Raw genomic sequence first — 16316 nt, 5'->3', positions numbered from 1 at the left:
TTGTTCTGTTTGAGGATGCGAAATTGACGTCAGCGGGTCAATCATTGGTCTCGATCTCGTCCGGGCTCATGTTCAGAACCCGCACGGCCAGGGAACGGGTGATGTCGCGCTTTTCCATAAGGGCCAATTGATCCAGCTGCGCCACTACGTCGGCCGCAGTTTCAAATCGACGATCCATGTGTTTGACCAGATAGGCGATTACTTCGGGGCCGGGGTTCAGCTGCCGATCTACGAACAGTTTGGCCAGAACCGCACCCAGCAACGCGTCGTCGGGCGGATCCAGCGCCACGTGATGGGCGCCTTCGACCCGGCTTTGCAGGTCGGCCAGTGGCAATTCCCAGAACTTCGGGGCCAGCCGACCCGTCATCAGCAGGGCGTTCCCCTCGGCCAGAACCAGATTGTGCAGGTGAAACAGCGTTTTCTGCTGGTCGGCATCGTCGGCGATCATGGGCACGTCTTCGACGGCAATCGGCCTGCGTGCCAGATCCGGCACGTCGTCATACCGCAAATCGGCGGCCTGAATGATGCGCCCGCCGGTTTCCGCGGCCCAGACATGTGCCAGATGGGTTTTACCCGCGCCAGCCGGACCGGTCAGAACAAGCTTGTTTCCCGGCCAGGATGTGGCCGAGATCATCGCCACGGCCAAGGCATTGGCAGGCGACACAAAAAAGTCCTCTCGCCCGAGCGCAGTTTTGGCGAACAGATCAAAGCTGAGTTGTCGGGCCATTTACTCGGTTTCCTGATCCTGACGTTCAAGACCGGTATAAAGTCGGCTGTCCAGGTACAGCGATGTGGCAAATCGGGCCAGCACGCCCAATGCTGCGGCCACGGGCACGGCGATCAGCATGCCGACAAAGCCAAACAAGGCCCCAAAGACCGACAGCGCCAGCAGCAGCCAGACCGGGTGCAGCCCGACAGAGCTGCCTACCAGTTTGGGTGTCAGGAAATTCCCCTCGGTGACCTGTCCGATGGCAAAGATCCCCGCGATCAGTCCGACATGTGCCCAATCACCCCAAAACTGAAACAGCGCCAGCCCGATGGCCAATGAGCCTCCGATTAGGGCACCCAGATAGGGGATGAACGTGACCAGCCCCGCGATGAACCCCACGATCAGGCCGAATTGCAGACCGGCAAGCATCAGCGCGACGGCATAGTAAGTACCTAGGATCAGGCAGACCGTTCCCATCCCGCGCACGAAAGAGGCCAGCACGGCGTCAATCTCACCGGCCAGCCGCCTGATGGTGGGGGCATGATCACGCGGCAGGAGCTCTCCGATGCGAGCGACCATGCGATCCCAGTCCAGCAGCAGGTAAACGGCCACAACGGGCACGATCACCAGAAGGACAACAATGTTTATCGCAGACCCAAGTGAGGCAAGAACCGTTTGCAGAACATCACCGGTCTTGGATTTCAGCATGTCGCCGAAGGACACCAGCATCTGATGAGTGTTTGATTCCCGATCCAGCAGCGACGGGAATTGTTTTTCAATGAACCCGCGCAATTGCTTGAACAGGTCTGGCAGAACGTCGATCAGATCCAGCAACTGGGTAATCAGGGCGGGCACGACCATCAGGATCGCCAATATAAACCCCAAAATCCCGATGACGGTGATGACGGCTGTGGCTGCGATGCGCGACAGGCCCAACCTCTCCAGCCGATCCGCAACGGGATCAAGGAAATACGCAATTGCTCCGCCTATGACGAAGGGCAGCAGGACATCCCCCAAAGCCCAGAGGATCAAAACAAAAACCGCCGCGGCGACGCCCCAGTATCTCAGCTGATCCTTTACCGGCAAAGCCATCGTGATCCCCTTGTTCAGGCACTTGCAGGCGTTCTTGGCGCATCAAAGCCCATGATGCAAGCGCTTCATGGGCAGGAGCTTTGCCCGCTTCAATCTTGCAACGTCCCCAGTTCAGGGGTGTCTTCTTCTGCGGCTTCATCGGGCCAGTTGGTGCGCCAGATTTCTGCCGACCAGTGGCCGCAATGAACCGCCGGACGGTCGAAACCGGGCAGGGCGGGCAACAATGGTTCAACAATGACGTCATGGCGGGGTACGGCGAAATAAGGGAAAGAATACCGTTCCTTGCCCGACCGGTTGACCACCCGATGTGGCGTGGATTTCAATCGCCCGCCTGACCAAAGTTCCAGCATGTCGCCGATATTCACCACGAAACCACCGAGTGGGCAGTCTGGTGAAATCCACTTGCCGCTGCGGGTCTGCACCTCGAGCCCGCCCACCGGATCGGGCGCGATGATGGTCAGTGCGTCCGTATCCTTGTGCGGATGGATGCCATAGCCCGCTTCTTCCGCGGCCTGCGGGGGATAGTGCAGCAATGTCATATTGGTCATCGGATTGCGGAACGCGTCGCGCAAAATGCCAGAGGTCAAGTTCAGGCCGGATTCCAACGCGCCCAACAACACATCAGTGACCTGATCCAATTGACGCCAATAATCCAGGATGACCTCTTTGGCGCTGGGAACTTCGGCGGGCCACAGGTTTGGGCCGTACAGGGCACATTCAGAGCGCACAGGGTCGGTGGCGGCAACCTCGTGGTGCAGCTTGTAACCCTCGTATTTGTCGGCCTTGCCGGATCCGTCATTCGGTGTGAATAAACCCATCGGGATATAACCGCGATAATTCTTGCGCGTGATGGCCTGATCCCATTTGCGGGATTCATTGATGGCAAAGATCTCTCTTGTGGTTTGACGGACGTGATTCACTGTCCGCTGGGACACACCTGTCCCGGTGATGGACAGAAACCCGATTCCTGTGCAGGCCTCAATTATGCCTTGTACCGTTGCGGCAAAGGCTGCGCTGCCGGGATCGGACAGCGGCGAGATGTCTATGGTCGGAATTCTGTCCATCAGTGAATCCTGACCCCCTGACGTTGCAGTTCCGCGTGAACAGGTGCCAGATTCAGCTGGTCCAGCTCCTGATTGCTTTTCAATGATACCGCTGCGGCGATTCCCGCGCCCTGGCCCATGACGGCGCAGCAGGCCATGTTGCGCGTGGCGGCATGGGCCACCCGGTCCGCGCCATGCGACCGCCCGGCGACCAGCAGGCCCTTGACGCCCCTGGGCAGCATCGAGCGGTAGGGGACCTGCATGTACCGCCCCGTGGTCGGCAGGATCAGAATGCCATAGCCGTCGATGAATTCGGGATAGATGCCGATCGTGTCCTCGAACCGGCCCTGATGGCGGGCGTCGTTTTCGGTCATGTTGTAGACCGCATCGATCTTGCGGGTGTCGCGGATACCGATGGTCATCCCGAAATTCCGAAGCCGCGCGTTTTCGCATCCCGGCATGAACCGGCGCAGCGCCTCGATGGCCAGCATGGTCTGACGGCGGCCTTCGATCTCGCCACGTGTCAGGCTGTCGGGGTCGGTCCCATCAATCTCGGCCAGATGGATGAGGTTCATGTAGGTCAGCTCGCCCGTGTCATGCATCGCGCCCCAGGTGCCGGCAATGGTATTCAGATGCGGCGGGATCAGCCCCTGATCGATGGCCTGCTGGAAGGGCTTGTGCACGAAGGGCGAGAACATGTCGTCCTCTTTGCCGCTGGTTTCGATGTTCCACTCACCACCGCCGCCCCAGTCCTTATAGGTCTGCGGGTCGGCCTTGACGCCCTCGATAAAGGCGCGCTTGTCCACCCCGGCCAGATGGAACATGACAGACGCCGCCATCATGTCCTCCCGAGCGGTTTTGTGCGTCGGGGCCCCCGCCCGATGGGCCACATCGGCGTCACCGGTGGCATCGATTACCACCTTGGCCAGTATCGCCTCGCGCCCGGCCTTGGATTCGGTGATGATGCCAGTGATCCGGTCCCCTTCCATGATGGGGGCGACGAATTGCCGGTGCAGCATCGGGTGAACACCCGCCTCTTCGACCAACTTGTCCGCCACCAGCTTGAACCCTTCGCTGTCCAGTTCATAACTGAGCGACTGGCTTTCGGGCACCGCCGCGCCCATTTCTTTGGCGCGGGTTTCGAACTCCATCCCGATGCCGCCGGCCTCGACGGTTTGCTCGTGCCGGTACCAGGCGAATCCTTCGACGCCGACGGCAGTGATGTTGCCGCCCATACAGCCGAACCGGTCAACCAGCGACACGTCTGCGCCTGCACGGGCCGCTGCCAGCGCTGCTGCCAACCCGGCTGGGCCAGAGCCCACGACCAGAATATCGGTCTGGTGGATGACAGGTATCTGCCGGGCGGGTTCCTGAATTGTTTGCAACAGTGCCTCCTGGGGTTGGTGTTCCCGTCACAATTGAAATTCCCAATTGGCGGGTCAATCAAAAACCCGACTGACCTTGGGTCGCAAACGCGCCATTGCCGGGCGTCGCATTCACAGCCCGCCAGCGCAGAGAGCCGACGTACCGGGCCGAAACGTGCTATACTGACGCCCTGCCTTGGGGGACGAAGCAATGCCCGACATCTATCAGAGCCTGGATCAACAGGGGGAAGACACGGTTCGCGTCGTTGCGGACCGTCTGGAATTTCGCGGCGAAATGCCGGATTTCATAAAAATGCGCGAACGCTATTTCGACCGGCTCGACTGGGCCTCGTGCCGCCGCATCGTCGATCTGGGCTGTGGCACGGGCGTCGTGACGCGGGCGCTGGCCGACCGGGTCGGCCCGGAGTGCGAGATTGTCGGGTCGGATCTGGCGGCGGAACTGATCAAGGTCGCAATGGAAAAGACGGACGCTGCGGGGTTGGCGGGGCGCATACGGTACGAGGTTGCGGATTCCCGGAACACCGGTGACGGCGAAGGTAGCTTTGATATCGTCATCGCGCATACGGTGATCAGCCATGTGGTGGACCCGGCGGCGATGCTGGAGGAAGCCGCGCGACTGACGCGGCCCGGCGGCACGATCGCCATTTTCGATGGCGACTATGCGTCGTTGACGATCGGCGCTGGCGACCCTGACGCCAACGCGATGGCGGTGAACGCGATCTTGCAGACGGTGGTCGGCAATCCGTTCGTTCTGCGGCATCTTCCGTTCCTGGTCCGGCAGACGGGGCTGGAAGTTTCCGGTTTCATCCCGGAATTGCTGGCCGAGGCTGGCCAGACCTCGTTTTTTGGAAACATGATCGACGCCTATGTCGGCCCCTGCATTCAGGCAGGCGCAATCGACGCCGAGACTGCCTTGAAATGGGCCGAAGGTCAGAAAACAGCCGCGCGGGAAGGCACGTTCTTTGGTTCGTGCAACTATTACACTTATTTGCTGCGCAAGCCTGAATGATGCGGCGCCTTGCCTAGCCTTTGTGGATCGCGTAGAGCATTCGGGCTTTCGCTAGACAAATAGGATCGTTCATGCGCCTCAGCCGTTACTTTCTGCCCGTTCTCAAGGAGAACCCGTCCGAGGCCCAGATCGTTAGCCACCGGCTGATGCTGCGTGCTGGGATGATCAAGCAGGCTTCTGCGGGGATTTATTCCTGGCTGCCGCTGGGCTTCAAAGTGCTGCGCAAGCTGGAAAACATCGTCCACGAGGAACAGGCCCGGGCTGGTCACATCGCGATCCAGATGCCCATCATCCAATCGGCGGATCTGTGGCGCGAATCCGGCCGCTATGACGATTACGGGCAGGAAATGCTGCGCATGAAGGACCGGCATGACCGGGACATGCTGTTCACGCCCACGGCCGAAGAACTGGTGACCGATATTTTCCGCGGTCACGTGAACAGCTACAAAGACCTTCCGCTGACCCTCTATCAGATCCAGTGGAAGTTCCGCGACGAAATCCGCCCGCGTTTCGGTGTGATGCGAGGGCGCGAGTTCTATATGAAGGACGGCTACAACTTCGACCTCACCAAGGAAGATGCGCTGCACGCCTATAACCGCCATCTTGTCAGCTATCTGCGCACCTACGAGCGTATGGGCCTTCAGGCGATCCCGATGCGCGCGGATTCGGGGCCCATCGGCGGCGATGACACCCATGAGTTCCTGGTGCTGGCTGACACTGGTGAATCCGAGGTCTTCTATGACAGCGCCGTCACCGATCTGACCTTTGGTGATCGTGAGATTGACTATGACAGTCGCGAACAGTGTCAGGCGATCCTGGAAGAGTTCACCTCGAAATACGCGCGCACGGATGAAACGCATGACGAGGCGCTGTTCAATCAGATCCCCGAAGAACGCCGCCGCGTGGCGCGTGGTATCGAAGTTGGCCAGATCTTCTATTTCGGCACGAAGTATTCCGAGCCGCTGGGCGCCACCGTGCAGGGCCCGGATGGAAAACCGGTTCCGGTGCATATGGGCAGCCACGGGATCGGCGTCAGCCGTCTGGTCGGCGCAATCATCGAGGCCAGCCATGACGACAAAGGCATTATCTGGCCCGAGGGCGTGACCCCGTTCCATTGCGGCATCGTGAACCTGAAGCAGGGCGATGAAGAAGCGGATGCGGCCTGTGACAAAATCTACAATGCTCTGACTGCCTTGGGGCTGGAGCCGCTTTATGATGACCGCAATGAACGGGCAGGGGGCAAGTTTGCGACCATGGATCTGATTGGTCTGCCCTGGCGGATCACGGTCGGGCCGCGTGGCCTGAAGAATGGTGTCGTTGAACTGACTTGCCGCCGGACCGGTGAAAGCGAGGAACTGAGCCCCGAGGCGGCCGTTACCAAAGTTGCTGAAATCTACCAGCAGATTGCCTGAGCACCGTCACCGGTGACGGGTCTTGCTGTCACGCAACACAGATCCATTTCGCGAAGGTGGCCATGCGATTGGCTTGGCCACCAAATGTGAACTGACCAATTTGATTGGTTCAGACGTCAGTCTTGGTCTGCCGTCGGGCGCGTTGCAAGGATGTCGCCGTTGGCGCCATCGCCGCGTGCGACCACGATCGGACGGCCCAGCCGGTTGACCAGGTCGCGAAACTCAAGACCCAGAAATCGCAACCCGCAAACCCGCGCGTCCGTAGTGCGATCCGTGATACACAGACGTCCTTGCCGGAAAACCAGACGGTACCCTTTGTCTTTCAGGATATCAGTCAAGTTGCCCCAGCTTGCCGCGCTGGCAAAGATCGGCCGAATGGCCGCACGCAGCAGCGCCGCTGTTTCACAATCCAGTTCTTTTGATGCTTGGCGAGACGGAATAACCCCCGCACCGTTGGTTGAAATTTGAAAATTCATTGAGCGACCCCCGCTCCTTAAATGTGTTCCCCCACATACAGGGTGACAAAGTTTCTGAAAATAATCAAAAAGAGTAATAAAATTTCGCGCCCATTGTTGCCTTTTCGATTCAGGAGCTCACAAAGCGCGACGATTAACTTCATACATGAAACAATACCAGTTTGTCTGTGATGCGCTTCACAACTCATGGTGTAGCGCCAGAATTCCAAGTCATCCGTTTGGCCCAGCCACAGCGCTGGGCAACCGGATTGATTCGGCTCGTTCAGGCTGAGGAACGGGTTCGGAATGACAACCGGCTTGACCATCGGGTGAAATGTCGAAACTGTCCCCGCGAACATGAACACCCCGGAGCAGGCATGGCCAAGACACCCCCGCCCTTTGCCCCTTTTGAATGGAAAATCGCATGGCGTTATCTGCGGGCCCGCAGGGCCGAGGGCGGCGTCAGTGTGATGACCTGGATTTCTCTGATCGGGATCACATTGGCAGTGTTTGCCCTGATCGCGACATTGGCGGTCCGGTCCGGCTTCCGTTCGGAATTTGTTGGCACCATTCTGGGCGCCAACGCGCATGTGACGGTCTATTCGTCAGGCGAGATTGATGCGCAGGGGCGGGTGGATCGCACAATCGCCGACTTTGAGGAACGCGCGGCCCGGGTCGCGCAAGTGCCCGGTGTTCAACGCGCGGCTCCCTTGGTAAAGGGGCAGGTACTGATCACCAACCGCGACCGCAGCAGCGGGGTCGAGGTGTTTGGAATCCGACCCGACGATCTGCGTGATCTGCCCGGAATTGCCCAGGCAGAGCAGGCTGTGGGGGACTTGTCTGAATTCCAGGCGGGTGAGGATGTCATCGCAATTGGTTCAGGCGTGGCGCGCAGCATCGGGGCAACGGTCGGGGATGTCGTCAAGTTGACGTCGCCCAACGGCGTCAAAACCGCCTTTGGTACGTCGCCCCGCGTGAATGCCTATCGCGTTGTCTATGTGTTCTCGGCCGGGCGCTATGACATCGACCGCACCCGCGTCTACATGCCGTTTTCGCAGGCGCAGGGCTTTTTCAATCGCGAAGGTGTGGCCGATGAAATCGAAGTGATGGTGGACAACCCCGAAGACCTGGGCCCGATCCTGATTTCGATTCTCGAAGCATCGGGCGAGCGCAGCCAGATCTGGACCTGGCAGGATGCATCCGGAGGCTTTCTGCGGGCATTGGAAGTTGAAGACAACGTGATGTTCATCATCCTTTCAATCCTCGTTCTGATCGCCGCGATGAATATCGTTTCGGGCCTGATCATGCTGGTCAAGAACAAGGGGCGCGATATCGGCATCCTGCGCACCATTGGCCTGAGCGAAGGGTCGGTTCTGCGTGTTTTTTTCATCTGCGGCGCTTTTACCGGCCTGATCGGAACGGCAATGGGGGTCATCCTGGGATGCCTTTTTGCGATCTATATCGATCCGATCTTTTCCTTCGTGAATTACGTGATGGGCGGTGGCGTCTGGGATCCGTCGATCCGGGGCATCTATGCCTTGCCCGCCGAGCTGCATCTGAGCGACGTGCTCAAGGCGATCGGCCTGTCGCTTGGCCTGTCCTTTGTCGTCACCTATTTCCCTGCCCGTCGAGCGGCGCGGCTGAACCCGGTCGAGGCGTTGCGCTATGAATGATGTCACATTGCGTCTGAAAGGTCTGACCAAGACCTATCTGAAAGGCAAACCGGGCGAGGTGCAGGTTCTGCGCGGAGTTGATCTGGATCTGCGCGCGGGTGAGGCCGTAGCGATGGTTGCGCCCTCTGGGGCAGGTAAATCAACGCTTCTGCATATTGCTGGTCTGCTGGACATGCCCGACGAAGGAACCGTTGAAATCGGCGGGCAGAACGTATCGGGCAAGGGCGACCGGACCAGAACCGCACTGCGTCGGCAGGATATCGGGTTCGTGTATCAATTCCACCACTTGCTGCCGGAATTCACGGCCTTAGAAAACATCACCCTGCCGCAACTGGCCAATGGTGTACCGGACAAGGCCGCACAGGCCCGAGCGCTGGATCTGCTGGACCGTGTCGGCGTGGCCGCACGCGCCAGCCATCGCCCCGCCGCACTCTCTGGTGGGGAACAGCAGCGGGTGGCGTTTTGCCGGGCCTTGGCGAATGCGCCCCGTGTTTTGTTGGCGGATGAACCGACGGGCAATCTGGACCCCGAAACCTCGGATCAGGTCTTTGATACACTGATGAAGCTGGTGCGGGACGAAGGGTTGTCGGCGTTGATAGCAACGCACAATCTTGACCTAGCGGCGCGCATGGACCGGATGGTCCGGCTTGAGGGCGGAGTGCTCAGGCCAGTTGAGTGATCGCAACGCCAATGGCCATGACGGCGATCCCGCCCATCCGCATAAGCGTAAGCGGTTCGACCTGTGCGCCGAACAGGCCGAAATGGTCGATGGCCGCAGCGCTGATCAATTGCCCGAGCAGCACAAAGAACACTGCATTGCCCACCCCGAAATGTGGTGCGACATGGGTGATCGACAGGACATAGAAAGCAATCAGGACACCTGCAAGCAACAGGTGTTTCGGCGCATTGGCAATCTTGGACAAGGCCGCAAATCCGGGAAACAGCGCCATGACCAAGGCGGAGGCGGCGAAGGCAATGGCAAACAGCACAACAGCTGCCGCAGTTGGCGACCCGATGACTTTTCCCAGCGCCGCGTTGAGCGCGGCCAGGATCGGAATTCCAAATCCGGCGGCCAGCATGATGGCGGCGTATTGTGTCATTGCCCGAAACCTCTGTACCTTTTTCGTTGATCTGGATCATTGCGCCAAGACGGTCATCGGGCAACCCTGCAAATGCCAATCCAGGCAGGAGGATACGATGTTCAAGGCAACAATCAGTGTAATGGTTCTTGGGGTTTCGGCTGCTGCCTCGCAGGCCGCCTGGGCTCAGGACGCGAAGACCGGAGAGGAACTCTATATGCACCATTGCGCGACCTGCCACGGAATCGATGCGATGGGTCAGGGTCCGATGGCAGCCGTGCTGGTGGTTCAACCAAGTGATCTGACCGCTTTGTCCAACGAAGAGGGCGTGTTCCCGACTGCCCGCGTTGTCGCCCGCATTGATGGTCGGGATCCGCTGGTCAGCCATGGTAGCCCTATGCCGGTTTATGGTCCTTATTTTGACGGGCAGGACACATCCATGAAAACGCCGCAGGGTCAGCCAATTCTGACGAGCCAGCCCATCGTGGATCTGGTGGCCTATCTGGAAACACTTCAGAAGAATTAGGTTCCGCTGCAAATCCCGTCGATCTCGGCCTCGCTCCAGGGAAGCAAGATCGCGCGCTCACGCCCTTTTTGCGGAAGCGGGGACAGATCAAAATGCGCACTCAGCATCCTGTGCAGCCGTTTGGTTCGGGTGGCCTGAGGGTCCAGCGCACGGCAGCAAACGTATTCCTCGACGATGGCGCCCTGCTGTTCAAACCCGTAGGACAGGAAGTCCGGCGAGGCTTCGAGGTCAAAAAGATACGGGTCGCTGCGCCCACCATGTTCCGCCGCTGCTCGCAACGGGTGGTAACCGGTGGTCCGGCGATTCTGCCACTGCCAGACATGCGTCAGTTCATGGGCCAGCAGCATCGCGGCCACCAGGTTCATCTGATCCGGAAAATCGGACATGTAGTCTTCCAGATACCAGTCGCGCGCAAAATAGACCTTGTTGAACAGGGCCACGGCGGCTGGCCTGCCGGTCACCGGCCCGGGTTCTACCGGAGGAAGGATGCGCTCGCGGCAGGCCAGACGTGGCCGCTCTTCGCGGAAATACGTCACATTGGTAACCGGCGCGCCTTGGACCAATCGCACGCTGTCAAGATTCAGGGTCTCGCCCTGAATGGCATCCGCAAAGTCGCGCTCTTGCTTTGTCAACGGACGGCCGCAAGAGGACAGCAATAAAAGAGCACACAGGAATACGCGCAGAACCATGAGGTGAATCCTAGTCCTCTGCCTGCGATCCGCAAACGGTTTTCACAGGCTCATGGCCAGAACCCGGCTGATTTCCGTCAAAGACCGCCCGGATTGATCCATCCAGGAATTGAAGGCCCGTTGTACCGCCGCCATGGCTTTTTTCGACGTAGCGGGTTTGTCGATCACGCCCTCGGCGATCAGACGGGCGGTGACGTCTCGCGACAGGATGAAACTGTCGCGGCCCGCAAAACGCATCGCATATTGCGCCGAAGCCCCGCCAAGACGAGACCCGCGTTTGGACAGCATGGCAAGAAGGTTGACATAGTCATCAGAGGGCCAGCCCCCCAGAACCTGGCCCGCGCCGCCTTCGTTGCGCAGTTCCAAAAGGAACGCCGCGTTGTCCCGCACTGCTGCGATCTTGGTTCCATTGCGGACAATGCGTGTGTCTTGCAGCAGGGAATCGAACTTTTCATCATCCATGAACGCACACCGGCCCACATCGAAGCCGTCAAAGGCGGCCTCGAATCCATCCCATTTGTTTTCGATGACCTTCCAGTTGAAACCGGCCTGAAAGACGCATTTCGTGATGATCGATAGCCACCGGTCGTCGGGCATCGCCGCCAGTTCTTCGTGGCTTTTGGGCTTGTTCAGCTGTGCTTCAAAGGCTTCGATCCCACCGTGGCGAGAGGCGGCAATATCAAAGATCTCGTCAAATGAACGCATGAACCCAACCTCAAAGCTGTCTTAGGAAGAGTGTTTTGTTTTGCCTTCCTTTTGCAATGGGAATTTTCGGTGTTCGAAAGCCACCCGACCGGAAATGAAACTCGGCCCGAACAAGAAAAACACTGAACTGTCAAAGAAATCCTCGACAAACGGGTTTAAAACGGTTTGTGATTGACTCGTCAGTCAACATTCCGTGCCCCGGGGCGGGGGATAATGGCGGGTTGGGCGGGGGTCCTTGCGGCGCCTGCGGGAAAAAATCAACGCTTCAGCGGCAAGAAAGCCGCGCTGTTACAAACTGATCACTTTCCTTTTCCGACCAAATTTGTGCATGTTGCGGCATGGTATTGTCATCAGACAAAGACACCGGCGGGAAACCCCTGCCGGGGTGGGCAAAACAAATAAGACAGGGAGAAAATCCATGAAAAAACTGAGTGTAAGCCTTATGGCCCTGACCGTTGCCGGTGCGGCGCATGCGGCGGATATGGGGGCCGTGGACGAGCCGATCAAACTGGCGATCAACGAATGGACCGGTCAGCACGTAACCACGCATGTGGCGGGTGAGATGCTCAAGGCCGCCGGTTATAACGTGGAATATGTGACCGCCGGCATGATGAACCAGTTCCAGGCGCTGGCCGATGGAGACATCGACGCGACGCTTGAAATCTGGTCGTCCAATGTTTCGGATGAATATGCCAAGAAGATCGAGGAAGGCACGGTTGTCGAAATCGGCGATCTTGGCCTGGATGCCAAGGAAGGTATCGCATACCCGGCGCATGTCGCTGATCTGTGCCCCGGCTTGCCTGCGTGGGAAGCGCTGAAAGACTGCGCGCAGGTGTTCGCCACGGCGGAAACTCTGCCCGGTGGCCGTCTGGTCGACTATCCGGCCGACTGGGGCACGCCTGGTGCGGATCGCATGACTGGCCTTGAGCTGCCGTTCAAGGCTGTCCCCGCCGGTTCCGAAGGTGCCCTGATCGCTGAACTTCGCGCATCGACCGAGCGTAAGTCGCCGCTGCTGATCACATTCTGGCAGCCGCACTGGGCGATGTCTGCCTATGACGTGCAGTTCGTTGAACTGCCCGCAGGTGAAGAGGCATGTTTTAACGATCCGGCGTGGGGTCCGAACCCGAACGCGGTAAACGATTGCGACTTTTCGCCATCGCGCATCTTCAAAGCCGGCTGGAGCGGCCTGGAAGAAAAGTGGCCGGCCGCCTATGAGATCCTGTCCAACTATCAACTGGCGGTCGAAGACCAGCAGCCGATGATGGGCGCGATCGATGTCGACGGCGGTCAGGTCGAAGAAGTTGTCGCCGCATGGATGGCCGAGAACGAAGACAAATGGCGTCCTGTTGTCGACGCGGCGACCAAGTGAGCCACTTAGGTGACTGACACGACTGTGCCAGCCATCGCCTGCCGGAATCTCTGGCAGGTGTTTGGCCCGGGCGCTGACAAAGCCCTGACCGACGCGCTGTCTCGGTCAGGGAATGACGCCGACAAGGCTGCCGTCGCCCTTCGCGAACAGGGGCTGATCCCCGCCGTTCAGGATGCCAATTTCGAAGTTCAGGAAGGTGAACTTTTCGTCATCATGGGCCTGTCGGGCTCGGGCAAATCCACGCTGATCCGCTGCATTTCGCAGCTGCTGCCCGGCACAGGCGGTGAGATTCGGGTGGACGGCGAAAATGTCATCGGCGCCTCAAAAAAGGCCCTGACCGAGCTGCGCCGGAAAAAACTGGGCATGGTGTTCCAGCATTTCGGCCTGTTCCCCCACATGACCGTTGCTGAAAACGTCGCATATCCTCTGCGCGTTCAGGGCGTGGGCAAAAAGGAACGGCTGGACCGCGCGCAGGAAGTGATTTCGCTGGTCGGTCTGGAAGGGCGCGAAGACAGCTTCCCGCGACAACTTTCCGGCGGGCAGCGGCAGCGGGTGGGTATCGCCCGCAGTCTTGCCGTAAACCCTGACATCTGGTTTCTGGACGAACCGTTCTCGGCGCTTGATCCACTGATCCGTCGCCAGTTGCAGGATGAATTCCTGCGCATTCAAGCGACGTTGAAGAAGTCGATCGTCTTCATCACCCACGATATTCAGGAAGCGCTTAAGCTGGCTGACCGTATTGCCATCATGCGGGACGGCAAGATCGTGCAGATCGGCACGCCCACGGATATCGTCCTGCGACCCGTCGATGACTATGTGCGCGAATTCTCGAAGGACGTCGCCAAGGGGCAGCATGCCAAGGTCGCCTCGGTCATGCGAAACGAGGCAGAGTGCGGCCCGGACGATCCCGGCCTGACCACATCGATGACACTGGACGCGGCCCTGGCCCATTGCATGGAACTTTATGAACCCGTGCCGGTGCGGGATGCCGATGGCAATGTCGTTGGCACGGTGCACCCTTCCGATCTGGCTGCCGCGCTTCAGGTGGACGAAACATGACCGCCGTAGCTGAGTTTCCGACGCAGCACGGCGCGCGGCTGACGGCAGGCGCCAAGGCCGCCCTGATCACGGTTGTCGTCGGTGCGGTTTGCCTTGCACTCGAGGGCATCGCCCCATGGCTGGTCAAATGGCCCGCCGCGTGGGAACTGCCTGCAACCCAATGGGTGGGCACGTTTCTGGACTGGTTTCTGAACCTGATCAAACCGGCGATGCGGTTGTTCTCGGATTTGATGACCTATCCGATGAACTGGGCGAATTTCGTTCTTGGCAACACGCCATGGCCCCTCCTGATCGGGATCGTGACCGCTCTGGGCTGGTACTTGGGCGGTTTGCCCATGGCGGCGCTGGGCTTTCTGGGCCTTAGCTTTGTCCTGGCGTCGGGTTACTGGGCTGAGAGCATGAACACTCTGGCCTTGGTCGCAGTATCCGTTCCGGTGGCGTTGATACTGGGTGGTGGCATCGGCATCCTCGCCAACGAGGTGCCGCGGGTGAAATCCTTCGTTCAGGCGGTTCTGGATGTCATGCAGACGGTGCCGACCTTCGCATATCTGACACCGCTGTTGCTGCTTTTTGGCTTTGGCCCCGTCGTCGGTCTGATCGCCTCGGCCATCTATGCCGCGCCGCCCATGGCGCGCAACGTGATGCTGGGGCTGGAACGGGTCGAGCCCGAGATCAAAGAGGCCGCCATCATGTCCGGAGGCACGCGGTTTCAGCAACTGTTTCAGGTCGAAATTCCCGCCGCCACCACGCAGATCATGGTCGGTGTGAATCAGTGTCTGATGGCGGCCTTGTCCATGGTCATCATTGCCGCCGTCATCGGCGGGTTCAACGATATCGGCTGGGAGGTTCTGCTGACCATGCGCAAGGCGCAGTTCGGGGAGTCTCTGATGGCGGGTCTGGTCATCGTGGTCTTTGCCGTCGTCATAGATCGCATGAGCGGCACCTTGGCGACCGAGCGCAAACGTTATGACAGCCGGGTTGTCTGGGCGATGTTGGGTTTCGCCGTGGTCTTCACCGCCGCCTTCTGGGCGTGGTTGCCGAACCCATCCGAACTGACCTTGCTGGATCCGATGGCCGAGGCCGTGGACAGCGGCCTGACCGCGTTCACTCAGGCCAATGGCCCATGGTTGGATGCGCTCAAGAACAACTCACTTTTCTATGTGCTGCTGCCTTTGCGGATCGGTCTGGATCAGGCGGTGCTGCCCTTCACCTGGGGCTTTCAGTGGACGCCGGGCATGAGCTTTGGCCTGTTTGCCGCAGGTGCCGGGATCGCGCTGTTGATGGCATGGCGTGGGCGGCTGACGGGTGGTCTGATCGTCATGGTTCTGATTGGAATGCTGGAAACCGGCATTGCCAACCTGCCGTGGCCCTTTGTCCTGACCGGCGCCGCTGCTCTGGGCTGGGTCGCGGGGGGCTGGCGTCTGGCGGCGCTGTGCGTGGGGCTGCTTTGCACTATCCTCGTTTCGGGCCTGTGGGAGAGAGCGCTCTTGTCGCTTTACCTCAGCGGTGCGGCGGTGTTTTCCTGTGCCGTGGTCGGCGGCCTGATCGGCCTTGCCAGCGCGGTCTGGGAACCGGTGTGGAAAGTGGTCCGTCCGATCTGCGACATGTTGCAGACAATCCCTCTGTTCGTGTTCCTGATCCCGGTTCTTATGGTGTTCCAGATCGGCGAGTTCTCGGCCTTTCTGGCAATCTGCGCCTATGCGATCGTGCCCATGATCCGCTACACGCGGCACGGGTTGGTCAACACGCCGGACGAGATGATGGAGGCCGCGATCTCAAGCGGTGCGACCGAGTGGCAGATCATGCGCGACGTGCGCGCGCCCTATGCCGCGCCCACGATCCTGCTGGGGTTGAACCAGACCATCCTCTACGCCTTTGCGATGCTGGTGATCGCCGCCCTTATTGGCACCACGGGTCTGGGGCAGTCGATCTATCTGGCGCTGGGTCAGGCAGATGTGGGGCTTGGCATTTCGGCCGGGGCCGCGATGGCGATTCTGGCGCTGATTGCCGACCGCATCGTGCAGGGGTTTGCCGAAGAACGCCGCGCGGCGCTTGGATTGTAAACAGGGCAGGGGCGATGCACCGCCCCTGCGCCGAACTTGATTTTGGAC

At 59.6% G+C, this 16316-nt stretch carries 17 protein-coding genes; 8 read left to right on the top strand and 9 right to left on the bottom strand.

Going from position 1 to position 16316, the window contains the following annotated elements; genetic code table 11:
• Window positions 1–37 precede the first annotated feature (37 nt).
• The 4 genes from I9185_RS06890 to I9185_RS06875 all read right to left on the bottom strand — a co-directional run bounded on the left by I9185_RS06890 (window position 38) and on the right by I9185_RS06875 (window position 4232).
• Window positions 38–727, bottom strand: coding sequence for a DnaA/Hda family protein (locus I9185_RS06890; protein WP_210092648.1), 690 nt, complete (start codon window positions 725–727; stop codon window positions 38–40).
• Window positions 728–1801: an AI-2E family transporter gene (locus I9185_RS06885; RefSeq protein WP_171722887.1), complete on the bottom strand. Its 1074-nt coding sequence runs from the start codon at window positions 1799–1801 to the stop codon at window positions 728–730.
• 89 nt (window positions 1802–1890) lie between these two features.
• Window positions 1891–2865: an isopenicillin N synthase family oxygenase gene (locus I9185_RS06880; RefSeq protein ID WP_210092647.1), complete on the bottom strand. Its 975-nt coding sequence runs from the start codon at window positions 2863–2865 to the stop codon at window positions 1891–1893.
• The gene (locus tag I9185_RS06875; RefSeq protein WP_171723626.1) at window positions 2865–4232 is read right to left on the bottom strand and encodes an FAD-dependent oxidoreductase; all 1368 of its coding nucleotides are present in this window, start codon (window positions 4230–4232) and stop codon (window positions 2865–2867) included. Before I9185_RS06875 ends, I9185_RS06880 begins: the two co-directional genes overlap by 1 nt.
• A 187-nt stretch (window positions 4233–4419) precedes the next feature.
• Between I9185_RS06875 and I9185_RS06870 the strand changes: the two genes are divergently transcribed.
• Window positions 4420–5238 (top strand): methyltransferase domain-containing protein, encoded by an 819-nt coding sequence (locus I9185_RS06870; protein ID WP_210092646.1) that lies wholly within the window; start codon window positions 4420–4422, stop codon window positions 5236–5238.
• 71 nt (window positions 5239–5309) lie between these two features.
• Window positions 5310–6650 carry a proline--tRNA ligase gene (gene proS, locus I9185_RS06865; RefSeq protein WP_152458706.1) on the top strand — a complete coding sequence of 447 codons (1341 nt, stop codon included), beginning with the start codon at window positions 5310–5312 and terminating at the stop codon, window positions 6648–6650.
• A gap of 116 nt (window positions 6651–6766) precedes the next feature.
• Here the strand turns inward: proS and I9185_RS06860 are convergent, their stop codons facing one another.
• A complete protein-coding gene (locus tag I9185_RS06860) occupies window positions 6767–7126 on the bottom strand; it encodes a hypothetical protein (RefSeq protein ID WP_152458705.1) in 360 nt (119 codons plus the stop codon).
• A gap of 17 nt (window positions 7127–7143) precedes the next feature.
• Window positions 7144–7464 carry a hypothetical protein gene (locus I9185_RS06855; RefSeq protein ID WP_209832480.1) on the bottom strand — a complete coding sequence of 107 codons (321 nt, stop codon included), beginning with the start codon at window positions 7462–7464 and terminating at the stop codon, window positions 7144–7146.
• 18 nt (window positions 7465–7482) lie between these two features.
• On the opposite strand from I9185_RS06855, the gene I9185_RS06850 reads away from it, so the two are divergent.
• On the top strand, window positions 7483–8778 hold the full coding sequence (locus tag I9185_RS06850; RefSeq protein ID WP_171722891.1) for a lipoprotein-releasing ABC transporter permease subunit: 1296 nt from the start codon (window positions 7483–7485) through the stop codon (window positions 8776–8778).
• The gene (locus tag I9185_RS06845) at window positions 8771–9457 is read left to right on the top strand and encodes an ABC transporter ATP-binding protein (protein ID WP_171630915.1); all 687 of its coding nucleotides are present in this window, start codon (window positions 8771–8773) and stop codon (window positions 9455–9457) included. The genes I9185_RS06850 and I9185_RS06845 overlap by 8 nt, the downstream gene beginning before the upstream one ends.
• Here I9185_RS06845 and I9185_RS06840 read toward each other — a convergent pair.
• A complete protein-coding gene (locus I9185_RS06840; RefSeq protein ID WP_171114855.1) occupies window positions 9441–9878 on the bottom strand; it encodes a DMT family transporter in 438 nt (145 codons plus the stop codon). The genes I9185_RS06845 and I9185_RS06840 overlap by 17 nt on opposite strands.
• A gap of 97 nt (window positions 9879–9975) precedes the next feature.
• Here I9185_RS06840 and I9185_RS06835 point away from each other — a divergent pair, with 97 nt between their 5' ends.
• Window positions 9976–10383 (top strand): cytochrome c, encoded by a 408-nt coding sequence (locus tag I9185_RS06835; RefSeq protein ID WP_171630919.1) that lies wholly within the window; start codon window positions 9976–9978, stop codon window positions 10381–10383.
• On the opposite strand, the gene I9185_RS06830 is transcribed toward I9185_RS06835, so the two are convergent.
• Entirely contained in the window at window positions 10380–11072 is a 693-nt protein-coding gene (locus I9185_RS06830; protein ID WP_210092645.1) for a hypothetical protein, read from the bottom strand. The two genes, I9185_RS06835 and I9185_RS06830, sit on opposite strands and share 4 nt — an antisense overlap.
• Window positions 11073–11114: 42 nt before the next feature.
• The gene (locus tag I9185_RS06825) at window positions 11115–11777 is read right to left on the bottom strand and encodes a DNA-3-methyladenine glycosylase I (protein WP_171722895.1); all 663 of its coding nucleotides are present in this window, start codon (window positions 11775–11777) and stop codon (window positions 11115–11117) included.
• Window positions 11778–12195: 418 nt separating this feature from the next.
• Here I9185_RS06825 and I9185_RS06820 point away from each other — a divergent pair, with 418 nt between their 5' ends.
• The 3 genes from I9185_RS06820 to I9185_RS06810 are packed head-to-tail and all read left to right on the top strand — an operon-like array spanning window position 12196 to window position 16268.
• On the top strand, window positions 12196–13146 hold the full coding sequence (locus tag I9185_RS06820; protein WP_171630927.1) for an ABC transporter substrate-binding protein: 951 nt from the start codon (window positions 12196–12198) through the stop codon (window positions 13144–13146).
• A 9-nt stretch (window positions 13147–13155) separates the two neighbouring features.
• Window positions 13156–14205, top strand: coding sequence for a betaine/proline/choline family ABC transporter ATP-binding protein (locus I9185_RS06815; RefSeq protein ID WP_171630931.1), 1050 nt, complete (start codon window positions 13156–13158; stop codon window positions 14203–14205).
• A complete protein-coding gene (locus I9185_RS06810; RefSeq protein WP_210092644.1) occupies window positions 14202–16268 on the top strand; it encodes an ABC transporter permease subunit in 2067 nt (688 codons plus the stop codon). The genes I9185_RS06815 and I9185_RS06810 overlap by 4 nt, the downstream gene beginning before the upstream one ends.
• Window positions 16269–16316: the final 48 nt, after the last annotated feature.

The organism is Ruegeria sp. HKCCSP346, from assembly GCF_017872595.1.
Lineage (GTDB): Bacteria > Pseudomonadota > Alphaproteobacteria > Rhodobacterales > Rhodobacteraceae > Ruegeria.
Note: the sequence above shows the minus strand (reverse complement) of the source record. Positions and strands in the feature narration are given on the sequence as shown.

Coding starts and splice junctions, on each gene's coding strand:
- I9185_RS06890 (WP_210092648.1), bottom strand. CDS start 727: ATGGCCCGACAACTCAGCTTTGATCTGTTCGCCAAAACTGCGCTCGGG.
- I9185_RS06885 (WP_171722887.1), bottom strand. CDS start 1,801: ATGGCTTTGCCGGTAAAGGATCAGCTGAGATACTGGGGCGTCGCCGCG.
- I9185_RS06880 (WP_210092647.1), bottom strand. CDS start 2,865: ATGGACAGAATTCCGACCATAGACATCTCGCCGCTGTCCGATCCCGGC.
- I9185_RS06870 (WP_210092646.1), top strand. CDS start 4,420: ATGCCCGACATCTATCAGAGCCTGGATCAACAGGGGGAAGACACGGTT.
- proS (WP_152458706.1), top strand. CDS start 5,310: ATGCGCCTCAGCCGTTACTTTCTGCCCGTTCTCAAGGAGAACCCGTCC.
- I9185_RS06860 (WP_152458705.1), bottom strand. CDS start 7,126: ATGAATTTTCAAATTTCAACCAACGGTGCGGGGGTTATTCCGTCTCGC.
- I9185_RS06855 (WP_209832480.1), bottom strand. CDS start 7,464: ATGTTCGCGGGGACAGTTTCGACATTTCACCCGATGGTCAAGCCGGTT.
- I9185_RS06850 (WP_171722891.1), top strand. CDS start 7,483: ATGGCCAAGACACCCCCGCCCTTTGCCCCTTTTGAATGGAAAATCGCA.
- I9185_RS06845 (WP_171630915.1), top strand. CDS start 8,771: ATGAATGATGTCACATTGCGTCTGAAAGGTCTGACCAAGACCTATCTG.
- I9185_RS06840 (WP_171114855.1), bottom strand. CDS start 9,878: ATGACACAATACGCCGCCATCATGCTGGCCGCCGGATTTGGAATTCCG.
- I9185_RS06835 (WP_171630919.1), top strand. CDS start 9,976: ATGTTCAAGGCAACAATCAGTGTAATGGTTCTTGGGGTTTCGGCTGCT.
- I9185_RS06830 (WP_210092645.1), bottom strand. CDS start 11,072: ATGGTTCTGCGCGTATTCCTGTGTGCTCTTTTATTGCTGTCCTCTTGC.
- I9185_RS06825 (WP_171722895.1), bottom strand. CDS start 11,777: ATGCGTTCATTTGACGAGATCTTTGATATTGCCGCCTCTCGCCACGGT.
- I9185_RS06820 (WP_171630927.1), top strand. CDS start 12,196: ATGAAAAAACTGAGTGTAAGCCTTATGGCCCTGACCGTTGCCGGTGCG.
- I9185_RS06810 (WP_210092644.1), top strand. CDS start 14,202: ATGACCGCCGTAGCTGAGTTTCCGACGCAGCACGGCGCGCGGCTGACG.